This is a genomic window from Hyphomonas sp. L-53-1-40, from assembly GCF_000682775.1.
Classification (GTDB): Bacteria; Pseudomonadota; Alphaproteobacteria; order Caulobacterales; family Hyphomonadaceae; genus Hyphomonas.
The window spans coordinates 44259-57693 of sequence record NZ_AWFI01000015.1; the positions used below are offsets into that span (position 1 = coordinate 44259).

The window sequence follows — 13435 nt, forward strand, 5'->3', positions numbered from 1 at the left end:
TTTCCGCAGGGTCAAAATTGACCAGACCCGATAAGCGGGCATCTTGGTCGTATGACAGACCTCAACTCTCCCCTGACTCTTGCGCACGGCCCAGCCCTGAAAAACCGGTTCATGCTGGCCCCTCTCACCAATCAACAAAGCCATGCTGATGGCATGCTAAGCGCCGACGAGATCCGTTGGCTTTCGATGCGCGCCGAAGGCGGCTTTGGCCTGACCATGACGGCGGCGGCGCAGATTGATCCCCACGGTATCGGTTTTCCGGGCCAGTTGGGTTGTTATGATGATGCCCACTTGCCGGGACTCCGCGAACTTGCCGCGAACATCAATGTCGCAGGCAGCCATTCAGTGGTGCAGTTGCATCACGCAGGCATGCGCACGCCGCACGAGTTGATCGAGGGGCAGCAACCAGTCTGTCCGTCTGACAATGAGGAATTCGGCGCGCGGGCGATGACGCTTGCTGAAGTGGAGCAGGCGCGCGACAATTTCATTGCAGCGGCTGTCCGGTGCGAAGCGGCAGGATTCCATGGGGTCGAAGTGCATGGGGCGCATGGATACCTGCTCTGCCAATTCCTCAGCGCCGAGATTAACAAACGCGATGATCACTACGGGGGCAATCTGGAAAACCGGACCCGTTTGACCTTCGAGATCGTAGACGGCATCCGCGCAGCCTGCGGGGACGACTTTTCGGTTGGCCTGCGTCTTTCGCCGGAAAGGTTTGGCATGGACCTGATGGAGGTTCGTGATGTTGCACGGCGGGTCATGGCCGAGGGGCAAATCGACTATCTGGATCTTTCACTGTGGGACGTGTTCAAGACGCCTGTTGATGAAGCCTATCAGGACCGCCGGCTCGTCGACTGGTTCACCGACTTGGAGCGGGGCGAGGTTCGGTTGGGCGCGGCTGGAAAGCTGACCACAGCCGCGAAATGCCGTGAAGCGGTTGAGGCTGGTCTCGACTTCGTTGTGGTCGGTCGGGGGGCGATCTTGCACCATGATTTCCCAAAACAGGTATCCGCCAATCCGGATTTCGAGCCGACAGCGCTACCGGTTTCGCGCGCGCATCTGCGCCAGGAGGGGCTGGGCGAGAGCTTCATCGACTATATGAGCGGCTGGAAAGGGTTTGTGGAGGCGACGGCAGCCCCGGCTTGACTTGCCCCTTTGGATCGCTCACTTCCCGCCCCCATGATTATCGCCATTGATGGAACTACGGCGTCGGGCAAAGGCACGATCGCGAAGCGGCTATCAGCCCATTACGGCTTGCCGCACATGGATACAGGGCGACTGTACCGTGCAACCGGTGTTGCCGCGATGCGCGCCGGGGTTGAGCTGGATGATGCAGACGGCGTCGCCATGGTTGCCCGCAGCCTGGATCTTGCCGATTTCGACGAGGCCGACCTCCGCACAGCTGAGGCTGGCAAGGCAGCGAGCGTGGTAGCGGCGATTCCGGAAGTGCGCCGGGCTCTTTTTGAACTGCAAAGGGCTTTTGCAACCCAGCCGATAGGTGCCCTGCTTGACGGCCGGGATATCGGGACGGTCATTGCGCCGGAAGCGGATGCGAAGCTCTGGGTGGATGCCAGCGTGGAAGTGCGCGGTGCGCGGCGCTGGAAGGAGCTTTGTGGGCAGGGAAGCGATATCGCCCTCGAAACGGTGATCGAGCAATTGCGCGTTCGCGACCAACGAGACCAGTCTCGCAAGGACGCCCCGGCCGAAATGGCGGCAGATGCTGTCTTGATAGATACGACCGACCTGACTATAGAAGCCGCAGTGGAAAAGGCGATTGCGGCTGTTGAGGCGGCGATGGCCCGTGGAAACCGCGCCTGAAGGGGCTGCTCTCACATTTGAGAGACCTCAAATCCAAACAGGCCGCACCACTTCAAATGCAAGAGACCACGCTCTCGGGTCGTTCTGAGCAGGCTGCAATAGTGCACGCCTGCCTTGAGCCGTTCGACCCGCCCGAAGGAACCCAAATGTCAGATAACTTCAATCCCTCGACCGACGATTTCGCAGCAATGTTTGAATCGTCCACGGCCGCCAGCGCAATGCAGGAAGGCCAGGTCATTCCGGCCACCGTCATTCGTATCGACAATGACGCCGTGCTGGTTGATATCGGTCTGAAGACCGAAGGCCGCATCCCGGTCAAAGAATTCTCGATGGAAGACAAGGAGCCGGAAGCCGGCGACATCGTTGATGTCTACCTTGATCGCATCGAAAACGCCCTTGGCGACGCTGTCTTGTCCCGCGACAAGGCCCGCCGCGAAGAGCGCTGGATCAAACTGGAAAAATGCTTCAACGCCGAAGAGCCTGTCAAAGGTGCTATTTCCGGCCGCGTCAAAGGTGGCTTCACGGTCGACCTTGGCGGTGTGAATGCCTTCCTTCCTGGCAGCCAGGTGGACATCCGCCCGGTTCGCGACGTTGGCCCACTGATGGGCGAAATCCAGCCATTCCAGATCCTCAAGCTGGACCGTGCTCGCGGCAACATCGTTGTCTCGCGTCGCGCAATCCTCGAAGAGAGCCGTGCCGAACAGCGCGCAGAGATCGTTTCCGACATGGCAGAGGGCGACGTCCGCAAGGGTATCGTCAAGAACATCACCGATTATGGTGCGTTCGTTGACCTGGGTGGTATCGACGGCCTCCTGCACGTCACCGACATGAGCTGGAAGCGGATCAATCATCCGTCGCAGGTTGTGGAAGTTGGTCAGGAAGTCGAAATCCAGATCATCAAGATCAACCCTGACACCCAGCGTATCTCGCTCGGCATGAAGCAGCTTGGTTCCGACCCGTGGGATGGCATCGACATCCGTTATCCGGTTGGTGCGCGCCTCAAGGGCCAGGTTACCAACATCACCGATTACGGCGCCTTCGTGGAGTTGGAAGATGGTGTCGAAGGCCTGATCCACGTCTCCGAAATGAGCTGGACGAAGAAAAACGTCCATCCGGGCAAAATCCTCTCGACCTCTCAGGAAGTCGACGTGGAAGTTCTGGACGTCGATTCCGAGAAGCGCCGCATCTCGCTCGGCCTGAAGCAGACCATGGACAACCCATGGACCGCATTCCTCGCAGAGCACCCGATCGGTACGGAAATCGAAGGCGAAGTTCGTGGCATCACGGAATTCGGTCTGTTCGTTGGCCTCGGCCCGGACCTCGACGGTATGGTGCACATCAACGACATCGCTTGGGACAAGTCCGGCGAGCAAGCCATTGAAGCCTTCAACAAGGGTGACATGGTCAAGGCGAAAGTCCTGGATGTTGATGTTGATAAAGAGCGCATCTCGCTCGGCATCAAGCAACTGTCCGGCGATCCGATCGAAGCACCTGCAGATGGCGGTTCCGGCGTGAAGCGCGGCACGATTGTCACCTGTACTGTCACCGAGATCACCTCGGGCGGTATCGAAATCGAGTTCGGCTCCCCGGCGATGAAATCCTTCATCCGTCGCTCCGATCTGTCTCGTGATCGTGCAGACCAGCGTCCTGAACGCTTTGCTGTTGGCGACAAGATTGACGCAAAAGTAATGTCGGTGGACCGTTCGTCCCGCCGTGTTTCCCTGTCCATCAAGGCCCTCGAAATCGCAGAAGAGGCAGAAGCCGTTGCACAGTACGGATCGGCAGATGCCGGTGCGTCGCTCGGCGATATCCTTGGTGCAGCGCTGGCCTCGTCCGGAACCTCCAAGGAAACCTCGGAAAAGGTCACCCCGACCCCGCCGAGCACGGATGGCGTGGCTACGGCCGACGCGTCTGCGCTGGACGAGAGCGGCCGCCTGTCCGCTCCTCAGGGCGATGCTGACGATCTGAAGCAGATCAAGGGCGTCGGTCCGGCGTTCGAGAAGAAGCTGAATGAAGCTGGTATCTACCACTTCTGGCAGATTGCCGCGCTGACGGATGCTCAGATCGCCACCCTCGAAGAGGAAGTCGGGACATCCGGCAAAGGCGCTGAGTGGAAGGCCCAGTCGGAAGAACTGGCCAACGCCTGAGGCGACTGATCCGGTCTCCGGATCAGTATTCTAAAATTGATGAAATGTTTGCGGCGGGGGCCTAGCGCTCCCGCCGCAAATGCGTGTAATATCAAAGACATGCTGAAGTCCGAATTGATTGCAAAACTCGCTGTGGAATACAGTCACCTGCGCCAGGAAGACTTGGAGCGTGTGGTCAATGTTATTCTGGAAGAGATCGGATCCGCTCTCTCGCGTGGAGATCGTGTCGAGTTACGTGGATTTGGGGCGTTCTCTGTTCGCCATAGGGATGCGCGCAAAGGTCGAAACCCGCGCACCGGGGAATCTGTTGAAGTTCCGGCGAAATCGGTGCCCTTCTTCAAGGCTGGCAAGGAGCTGCGCGCCCGGGTGAATGGCGGCGAGGATCCTGAAGCCCGTTAGGTTGCGACTGTTATTCCACTGAGTGTGACGACTTGACGCTCTTGGCAAATATACGGCCTAGTTCGCGCTCTTAATTGAAAGATCCTAGCAAAAAGGGGCATAGGGATGCTGAAGGAATTCAAAGAGTTCGCCTTGAAAGGCAATCTGGTCGACATGGCCGTAGGCTTCGTCATGGGCGGCGCGTTCGCAACGGTCGTAACGGCTTTCATTCAGGGCGTATTCCTGCCCCTGCTCGCCCCCATCATGGGCGGCATTGATCTCGCCTCCATCGCCTATACGATTACGCCAGCTGAAGTGAATGCCGCTGGTGAAGTGGTAAAAGAAGCCGCAGTCGTCGAACTGGGCAATTTCATCGCCGCGATCATCTCCTTCATCATTGTGGCGTTTGTCATGTTCATGATTATCAAGGGCATGAACAACATGAAGAAAAAAGAAGAGGCTGCGCCCGCTGCGCCACCGCGCCAGGAAGTGCTGCTGGAAGAAATTCGCAACCTGCTGGCCAAACAAAGCTAGGCGTGCGTCAACATATTCATGAAAGGTTAAGCACAGTTCGTGTACCTTCATGGATAGTAGAGTAACTGGTAGAGTATTGAGGGGCGGCCTGTTTGGTCGCCCTTCTTTTTTGCCTGCACATCACCTCGCCCTAGATTGAATGGCATGAATGCTGTCGTATTTGGATCATCAGGTGGTGTAGGCCGCGCCTTGGTGGACGCCCTGTTGACGCGCGGGGTCTATCAAACCGTATTTGGTGTTTCCCGTTCCGGCGATGCCTCTGCGGGGGCAAAGGGCCTGAAGGCCGACGCACTGGATGAAGCCGCAGTTGAAGCAGCCGTACAGGAGGTGGCTTCAGCTGGAGATGTCAGGCTCTGCATGGTTGCTATCGGGCGACTACATGAGGGCGAGAGCCTCCAGCCCGAAAAATCCTATCGCCATCAGAGCCGGGATGCCTTCGAACGGATATTCGCCGCGAATACGATTGCGCCTGCATTGATTGCCAAACACATGCTGGGTCGAATGCCTCGGTCCGGCCGGTGGGTGTTTGCGCCACTGTCAGCCCGGGTCGGTTCTATCAGCGGCAACCGTCTCGGCGGCTGGCACGCCTATCGCGCATCGAAAGCCGCGCTCAACATGTTGGTTCGCAACTATGCCATTGAATGTGGTCGGACAAACAAGGAGTCGATTTGCATTGGGCTCCATCCGGGCACGGTTGAGACGGGATTGTCCGAGCCGTTCCAGGCCAATGTTCCGGATAGGCAATTGTTCTCCCCGGCGCAATCAGCAGGGCATCTGCTTGATGTCGTAGACGCGCTGAACCCAGATGATTCCGGCAAGGTGTTTGATTGGGCGGGAAAACTCATCCAGCCTTGACTGTTTCCGCAATGCCCTGACGCAAGGCAAAGTTAAGACCGGCCTGCCAGAGTGGCAGGATGGAAACCTTGGCCGCCTTTACTGCCTACCTGACCGACGAACGCCGTATGGCGGACAAGACGGTCGAGGCTTATCAGAGTGATCTTGCGGGCTTTTTGGGATTCCTGAACACGCATCTTGGCGAAGCACCGACGCCGCACCGGTTGGGCAAACTGAAGGCTCGCGACGTGCGAAGTTTCCTCGCCCAGCGCCGGCGGGACGGATTGTCAGATGCCTCAATCGCGCGGCTCCTGTCCTCTATCAAGGCGCTGTATCGCTGGCTGGGCCGCACACATGACATTGAGAATGCGGAGATCGCCTATTTGCAGGGCCCCAAGCGTCCACAGCGGCTGGCCCGCGAAGGATTTGATTGAGGAAGCGGGGACCGACCCTGATTCCGAAGCCTGGATAAATGCGCGCGACGCGGCAGTACTGTCACTGCTCTATGGTGCGGGCCTGCGGATCTCTGAAGCACTCAGGCTGACCGGAGCAGACGTTCCGGCGCCGGAGCGACTGAGAATTGCGGGAAAGGGTGGCAAGGTGAGGATCGTCCCCCTGATACCGGCAGTGCGAGAGGCCGTTGATACCTATGCCAGTCTTTGCCCATACAATTTGGGTCGCAACGATGCGTTGTTCCGGGGCGCAAAGGGTGGGGCGCTCAATCCGCGCCTGATTCAAGGGTTGGTGCAGAAGCTCCGCGCGGTGCTCGGCTTGCCGGATACGGCGACGCCACACGCGCTACGCCACGCCTTCGCGACGCACCTTCTGGCGGCTGGCGCAGACCTCCGTGCGATCCAGACTTTGCTGGGCCACGCATCGCTTTCCACCACTCAAGTCTATACAGGCGTGGATGCCGAGCGCTTGCGCGATGTGTATGCCGCCGCCCATCCAAGAGCCTGAATAGCCTTAGGAAACTCTTTCAAATTGCCCATTCCCGCCTCAATTTGAGGTAATCTTACTGCGATACTGTCGAGAGGTACGCAGAGAGGACTGACGCCATGGGTGTCAAAGGAAACGCAATTCTCGGGCTCATCACGCTGGCCGCATTTATCGGGTGCGGACTAATGGCTCAGGCGCAGGAAAGCCAGGTCGATTATGATGGCTTTGTGGACCTTTCAGCTGAAATCTCAGATTACCGGTCTTCGCGTTTGATTGATCTCGACACGTTCAGCGAAATGAAAACCGATAGCGATACGATTATCCTGGATACGCGCAGCGCTGAAGCTTATCGCTTGGGACACATCGACGGTGCTGCTCATCTGAATTTCTCCGACTTCACCGATGACAAGCTCGCACAACTGATCCCGTCAAAAGACACGCGCATCCTGATTTATTGCAACAACAATTTCACGGACAATATCGCGCCTGTTCCTGTCAAACGGATCGAGCTGGCGTTGAACGTGCCGACCTTCATCAATCTCTATGGCTATGGCTACGAGAATATATATGAACTGGACGGAGCCTACCCATTGGCGGAACCCACCATTCATTGGGTGGGAGAGGTCTCTCCGCTCTAGGCTTTCCAGAGCGCCAACTCTTCAGTAAAACTCAACTGTTCATCTGACGCATTGCATTCAGTGCGGCCTGACGTCATGTGACGCCGCGAGATAATGCAAGAGCGAGATGCCCTGATATGACTGCAGATGCGACGCCTGTTGCCGCCAAGAAGGTCAACCCGAACGCGCCGACCGAGGAAACCGTCCTCGAGGTGAAACACTATACGGAGCGGCTGTTCCGGTTCCGGTTGACCCGGCCGTCGACCTTCCGGTTCCGGTCAGGCGAGTTCGTGATGATCGGGCTATACAAGGATGACGGCCGTCCATTGCTCCGCGCATATTCCATTGCCAGCCCGAGCTGGGATGAGGAGCTTGAATTCTATTCGATCAAGGTCGCCGACGGCCCGTTGACGTCTCGCTTGCAAGCGATTCAGCCTGGCGACAAGGTTCTGCTGGGCAAGAAACCGACTGGCACCCTGGTGCATGACGCGCTGGTGCCGGGCAAGCGACTCTATTGTTTCTCGACTGGGACGGGCTTTGCGCCCTTCGCCAGCGTTGTGCGCGATCCAGAGACTTACGAGAAGTTTGACGAAGTCATCGTCACCCATACCTGTCGTGAAGCTGCTGAACTCGACTATTCCAAGGAAATCGTGGAAGAGACGCTGAATCATGAATTCCTCGGCGAACTGGCTCAGGGCAAGCTGCGCCGCTATGGCAGCTGCACCCGTGAAGACTATGAGTACAAGGGCCGCATCACGGACCTGATTGAAAGCGGGAAGCTGTTCGACGATCTCGGCGTGCCGCCCTTGGACCCGGAAACCGACCGTGTCATGATTTGTGGCTCGATGGAGATGATCCAGGATGTGAAGGATCTGATGATCAAGGCTGGCTTGACCGAGGGCTCGAACGCGTCGCCAGCAGAATTCGTCATCGAAAAGGCCTTTGCGGGCTAAGCCTGACCCGACAAGCATATTGGCGCTTTTGCGCTGGCATGGTTAATCTTCCTGTACGGGAGGACGTAGCGACATGCGTAGAGTTTCAAGTTTGACTGTGGGGCTTTTGGCCGCCGCCATTTCTTCCGGTTTTAGCGCATCTGCACAGGATCGCGCCTGTCGCGTGGAGGACACGCCCACTGGCGCCAAGGTGGTTGGCGGCGTCAACGCGCATCTTGCCAACTGGCCGGGCATCGCGTCGATCCAGCTGAACACGCAACGGGGCGCCTTCCATGTCTGTGGCGCGGCAGCAATTTCGAAAGAATGGATCCTGACCGCCGCACATTGCGTCGAAGGCTTCAGGGTTTCGGAACAGAGCGGACGCGTTTTCGCCTTCGAGGATGCAGGAGATGGTGGGCCGGAGCGGAAGATCGCAGCCATTCGGGTCCAGCTTGGCACCGGCGATCTCGGGCGCACCCCGGAAGGGTCACAAGCTTCATTCGTAACGGAGGTTGTCACGCACCCGGCTTATGCGGGCGCCGAAGACATCTACAAGGGTGCGGACATTGCGCTCATGAAACTCGACACGCTATGGGAGGGACCACTTGCGACCCTGTCGACAGATGCGACGACGGACAGATTGTCCAAGGCGGGTGAGGAGGCTTGGGTGGCCGGGTTTGGTAATTTGTTGGAACTGGAGCCGGGCCAACGCACCAAATGGCAGAATGCGCGCAATTTCGCACTCGCTGCGCCGAGCCTCGTCTTGCAGGAAACTTCGGCCCCAACCGTGGCAGCATCGGTGTGTCAGTCGCGCCTTCGCAAGGCCTCCATGCTGGAAGGATATCCCGCGGATTACCAGTCGCTGATTGTGGATAACACGCTGGTCTGCGCCGGCCTGGAGCAGGGCGGACAGGATGCCTGTCAGGGCGACAGTGGCGGGCCGCTGGTGAAATACGACAAGAATGGTTGTCCCTACCAGATCGGCGTTGTCAGTTGGGGTGTCGGGTGCGGACGGCAGGAGAGCCCCGGCGCCTATACGCGGGTATCTGCGTATGCGGACTGGATTCGCACCTATGTGCCTGATGCGAATTTTGTTCAGTATGCACAGGTGCCACCGCCGACGCGCGGCGTACCTGACCTTGTGTCCAGCGTGCAGCACGATTTTGATTCTATTGTCAAAGATATGCCGGTCACGTTGGTTAATGCGGCAGGCCACCCCGTGTCTGTTGTCGAGAACGGCCAAATGGTCGACCTGAAAGTAACCTTGCCCGTGCGGGGAAAACTGGTTCTGTTCGATTACAATGCCGATGAAGTCCTGACCCAGCTCTATCCGAACCCGGTTGAAGCAGCGGGGCGCTGGCCGGTGCGAGAGGCGGGCGAAACCGTGTTCTTGGCAAAGGATATCTTCGGCGAACCGGGCCTGCAGGCCGGGCCGCCGCTGGGTCCTCAATCCATGATTGCCATGGTCGTGCCCGAAGATGCGCGCCTGCCGGTTTCGCCCCAGCAGGGCTTTCAGCAGATTGATGCTCCGGTGGATTACATTACCCGTCTGGTGCGGACTGCATTGCGCCAACAGCAAACGGTGCGTGGGCTGTTCCGCATTGCTGCTGCGGAGGCGGGCGAAGTGGCCTTAGCTGAGCCCGAGGTACGCTCCGAGACGGTCCCGCCGGAACCGAAGCTGGCCATGGGCGTGCTGAACTATTGCATCGACTCGCGGATCTGCGGGACAGGAAATGACGAGCCGTCCGACGACCCGAGATAGATCAAATTCGCAACATCGCGTTCAGCGGGTAGTTACCGTAGCCGTGTTACGCGAGAGGGATGCTCCGCCGCCTCATTGCCATCCTGCTGACAGTATATGCCATCGCCTTTGCCTTCGGCGCGCTGACGGCTGTGCGGTGGCCGTCAATCATGATGGCGCTCAGCTGGGTGGTGCAGGATGATATCGCGTCTGGTTTGGAGAGCGTGGACTGGCGCCAGCTCGGCATTGCTCATGGTGGGCCTTATCTGCTCGCGGCGCTGTGTTTCTATTGCTCGGCTGCAATGATTGCCGCGCGTCGCCCGGGCGGTGTGCTGTGGTATTTTATGGGCGTCGTCGCGGGAATCCCGTGTCTTTATCTCGTGACGTTCGAGCCCGGTTGGTGGAATGATCCCAGCGCAGCCGAAGGCGCCATTGCGGGGGCATGCGCTGGTGCGGTGCTTCTGATGCTCGCCGTGTGGGAATTGCGATTGCGGACACAGCGCAAGGCGGAATCCGCTGAGCAAGTGGCTCCATTGGTCCTTTCCCAGCCAGTGCTTGTCAGTGAGCCCTTGCCGGAACAGCGCAAGCGGTCGGTTCCGGCAAAACCGGTCCGGCCGGCCATTGTGCCTGCTGCGATTGCTCGTCAGCGCGCGAGCTTTGCCGCCCATGGCCGCAAGATGAATGCGCGTCGTCGCCGCGCCGTCTGAGCGTTCCAAAGCCAGATAGCATTTGCTGTCGTGCCGTCATGGCCGTACCTTCTCCAATAAAAGGGATGAGGATCAAACATGATGAGCGCAAGGCGTATCATTGGACTAGTTCTGGCGCTGCTGGGGGGATGGCTGTTCTGGGGCGGCGCAGCAACCGTCAACATGCTGGTTAATCGGGGCAGTGGCCTGTCGGACGCGCTTATGCAACCGCCTACAAGCTTGGTGCGACTGGTTGCAACGGGGCTCATTCTGCTCGGCGGGCTCGCTATCATGGCTGGAAAAGGTTTTGGACGCTGGGTCGCACTGGCAGGAATCCTCGTATTCACCCTGCTAGCGGGTCTGATGGTATTGTCAGGCGCTGATCCGATCCTCTGGACGGATGAAGTCGTTATAACCGGTGTGTTTTGGCTGCTTTTCGCTGGGCTTGTCGTAACGAAACGCAGCTAATCCAAACTAGCAGACCCTGCCGCATTGATTTCAGAAGCAAAATGCCTAGTTTGGCGGCTCAATCCTACTGGGCCCTCTAAGCAAGGCAGATTTCCCCATGGCTGAGACATACGACGTCGTCATTATCGGTGGCGGCCCCGGCGGCTACAATTGCGCAATTCGTGCCGGACAGCTCGGCCTGAAGACCGTGTGCATCGAGGATCGTGGCGTGCTGGGCGGCACCTGCCTGAATGTCGGATGTATCCCGTCTAAGGCGCTTCTGCATGCTTCCGAACTCTACGCAACAGCGCAGAACGAGTTTGAAGGCATGGGCATCAAGACCGGCAAGCTGGAAATTGATCTCGAGCAGATGATGGCTCAGAAAACCGAAGCGGTTGACGGCCTGACCAAGGGCATCGAATTTCTCTTCAAGAAAAACAAGGTCGATTATATCAAAGGTCGCGGCAAGATCCTTGGCAAAGGGAAAGTCGAAGTCAAAGGACACGATGGCAAGACCCAGACACTGAACACGAAGAACATCGTGATCGCGACGGGCTCCGAGCCAGCCAACCTTCCAGGCATTGAGATCGATGAAGAACGCGTCGTGACGAATGTCGGTGCGCTGTCGCTGACCTCAATTCCCAAACGTCTCGTCCTGATCGGGGCCGGGGTGATCGGTCTCGAAATGGGATCGGTCTGGGCACGTCTCGGCTCGGAAGTGACTGTGGTGGAATATCTCGACCGCGTGATGCCGGGTGCCGATGCGGACGTCGCCAAGGAAGCCCAGAAGATCTTTAAGAAGCAGGGCCTGAATTTCCGTCTCGGCATGAAAGTGACCGGCGTCGAGAAACTCAAATCCAAACTGAAGCTGAGCATGGAGCCGGCCGCAGGCGGTGAAACTGAGGTGCTTGACGCCGATGTCGTAATTGTCGCGATTGGTCGCAAGCCGTACACGGAAGGCCTTGGCCTCGAAGCGGTTGGAGGGACAACCGATAAGCGCGGCGTTGTGCAAGTGACCGATGGGCACTTCAAAGTGGCTGATGGCGTTTGGGCTGTGGGCGATTGCATTCACGGGCCGATGCTGGCGCACAAGGCTGAGGACGACGGCACGGCCGTTGCTGAGTTGATCGCTGGCAAGGCAGGCCATGTGAACTACGACCTTGTGCCAAGCGTGGTCTATACCAAGCCGGAAATGGCATGGGTCGGTCAAACGGAAGAGCAGCTGAAAGAAGCAGGCGTGGAATATGTGAAGAGCAAATTCCCCTTCATGGCCAATTCGCGCGCCCGCACGAACCATGAAACAGACGGGTTCGTCAAAATGCTGGCGGACAAGAAGACCGACAGAATCCTTGGGGTCCATATGGTTGGTGTCGGCGTTGGCGAACTTATCGCCGAGATCTGTGTCGCCATGGAATTCGGTGCGGCCTCGGAAGATATTGCCCGCACGTGTCATGCTCACCCCACTCTGTCGGAAGCGGTCCGTCAGGCGGCGATGGGTATCGAAGGCTGGACGATGCAAATGTAGGCATTCGGCAATTTGCTGAAATGTGTCTGAGATAAAGAGTGGACCCGATCATGTATCGGGCCCACTCTTTTCACATGTACACACATTCCGGAGCAGGCTGGCATATCCGCGACTTTGAACGCCGGGACTATCGCCCGTGCTATCAATTGTTTCGTGATTGCCTGAAAGAGTTTCCGTGGCGCGGGCCGGCGGCGCCCTATCTGAGACAATTGTTCAACTCCCTGCCGACGGCGCGGGCCTGGGTCGCAGAGGAGCCGCAGGCGGGCGTGGTCGGCTTCCTGACGCTGCGTCCCGATTCCGGCTATGTCGATCATCTCTTTGTAGCATCGGATTGGCGCCTGTGCGGCGTTGGTCGCGGCCTGTTGCATGTCGGGCGAGACGTGATGGGAGAGTCGCTACTGCTTGATGTCGATGCGCAAAATTCGCCGGCGCGGAAGGCCTATGAGGCGCTGGGCTGGAAGGATTTTGCCCGGACCGGCGAAGCCGGCAATGAACAGATTCGCCTGATCGGACCCTGACCCTTATTCTGCTGCCCGCATCAGCGCCTGCATCCGGTCCAGCCAGCCCATCCAGGCTTTTCGGCCCGGCTCAGTCAAGTGGATACGTGTCTGGGGCCGGCGGCCAACGAAGCGCTTTTCCAGTTCGACATATCCGGCCTCTTCCAGTTTCCGCAAATGCGTGGACAGGTTTCCATCTGTCGCCCCGACCTTGTCGCGCAGCTCTCCGAAAATGGCGGGACTGACACTGGAAAGGTAAGCCATGATGCCGAGGCGGAGACGCCCATGGATGACATCGTCGATGTCGTTGTGATCGAAGGGGTTTTTCTCGGGCATGGGC

Annotated in this window: 13 protein-coding genes and 2 pseudogenes; 14 read left to right on the forward strand and 1 reads right to left on the reverse strand. The window is 58.4% G+C overall.

Going from position 1 to position 13435, the window contains the following annotated elements; all coding sequences use genetic code 11:
* The first annotated feature begins 51 nt into the window (after positions 1-51).
* The 14 genes and pseudogenes from L53_RS09335 (at position 52) to L53_RS09400 (ending at position 13116) form a co-directional block, all read left to right on the forward strand.
* A complete protein-coding gene (locus L53_RS09335) occupies positions 52-1146 on the forward strand; it encodes an NADH:flavin oxidoreductase (protein WP_034814545.1) in 1095 nt (364 codons plus the stop codon).
* A 33-nt stretch (positions 1147-1179) separates the two neighbouring features.
* Positions 1180-1818: a (d)CMP kinase gene (gene cmk, locus L53_RS09340; RefSeq protein WP_034814547.1), complete on the forward strand. Its 639-nt coding sequence runs from the start codon at positions 1180-1182 to the stop codon at positions 1816-1818.
* 146 nt (positions 1819-1964) lie between these two features.
* Positions 1965-3644: pseudogene (rpsA, locus tag L53_RS09345) on the forward strand (30S ribosomal protein S1); the annotation flags it as partial.
* A gap of 420 nt (positions 3645-4064) precedes the next feature.
* Positions 4065-4364, forward strand: coding sequence for an integration host factor subunit beta (ihfB, locus tag L53_RS09350; RefSeq protein WP_034814550.1), 300 nt, complete (start codon positions 4065-4067; stop codon positions 4362-4364).
* A gap of 105 nt (positions 4365-4469) precedes the next feature.
* On the forward strand, positions 4470-4877 hold the full coding sequence (mscL, locus tag L53_RS09355; RefSeq protein ID WP_051607770.1) for a large conductance mechanosensitive channel protein MscL: 408 nt from the start codon (positions 4470-4472) through the stop codon (positions 4875-4877).
* A gap of 144 nt (positions 4878-5021) precedes the next feature.
* A complete protein-coding gene (locus L53_RS09360) occupies positions 5022-5732 on the forward strand; it encodes an SDR family NAD(P)-dependent oxidoreductase (RefSeq protein ID WP_034814554.1) in 711 nt (236 codons plus the stop codon).
* Positions 5733-5791: 59 nt separating this feature from the next.
* Positions 5792-6671 (forward strand): annotated as a pseudogene (locus tag L53_RS17755) (tyrosine recombinase XerC).
* A 98-nt stretch (positions 6672-6769) separates the two neighbouring features.
* Positions 6770-7288 carry a rhodanese-like domain-containing protein gene (locus L53_RS09370; protein WP_051607771.1) on the forward strand — a complete coding sequence of 173 codons (519 nt, stop codon included), beginning with the start codon at positions 6770-6772 and terminating at the stop codon, positions 7286-7288.
* A gap of 116 nt (positions 7289-7404) precedes the next feature.
* Positions 7405-8220, forward strand: a complete 816-nt coding sequence (locus tag L53_RS09375) for a ferredoxin--NADP reductase (RefSeq protein ID WP_034814557.1) — start codon at positions 7405-7407, stop codon at positions 8218-8220.
* 73 nt (positions 8221-8293) lie between these two features.
* Complete coding sequence (locus L53_RS09380) at positions 8294-9961, forward strand: serine protease (protein ID WP_084333296.1); 1668 nt, start codon at positions 8294-8296, stop codon at positions 9959-9961.
* A 59-nt stretch (positions 9962-10020) separates the two neighbouring features.
* Complete coding sequence (locus tag L53_RS09385) at positions 10021-10647, forward strand: hypothetical protein (protein WP_034814561.1); 627 nt, start codon at positions 10021-10023, stop codon at positions 10645-10647.
* Positions 10648-10725: 78 nt separating this feature from the next.
* Complete coding sequence (locus L53_RS09390) at positions 10726-11094, forward strand: hypothetical protein (RefSeq protein WP_034814564.1); 369 nt, start codon at positions 10726-10728, stop codon at positions 11092-11094.
* Positions 11095-11191: 97 nt separating this feature from the next.
* A complete protein-coding gene (gene lpdA / locus L53_RS09395; protein WP_034814566.1) occupies positions 11192-12598 on the forward strand; it encodes a dihydrolipoyl dehydrogenase in 1407 nt (468 codons plus the stop codon).
* A 74-nt stretch (positions 12599-12672) separates the two neighbouring features.
* A complete protein-coding gene (locus L53_RS09400) occupies positions 12673-13116 on the forward strand; it encodes a GNAT family N-acetyltransferase (protein ID WP_034814568.1) in 444 nt (147 codons plus the stop codon).
* 3 nt (positions 13117-13119) lie between these two features.
* Here L53_RS09400 and L53_RS09405 read toward each other — a convergent pair whose 3' ends face one another.
* Positions 13120-13431, reverse strand: coding sequence for a transcriptional regulator (locus tag L53_RS09405; protein WP_034814570.1), 312 nt, complete (start codon positions 13429-13431; stop codon positions 13120-13122).
* Between the last annotated feature and the right edge of the window lie 4 nt (positions 13432-13435).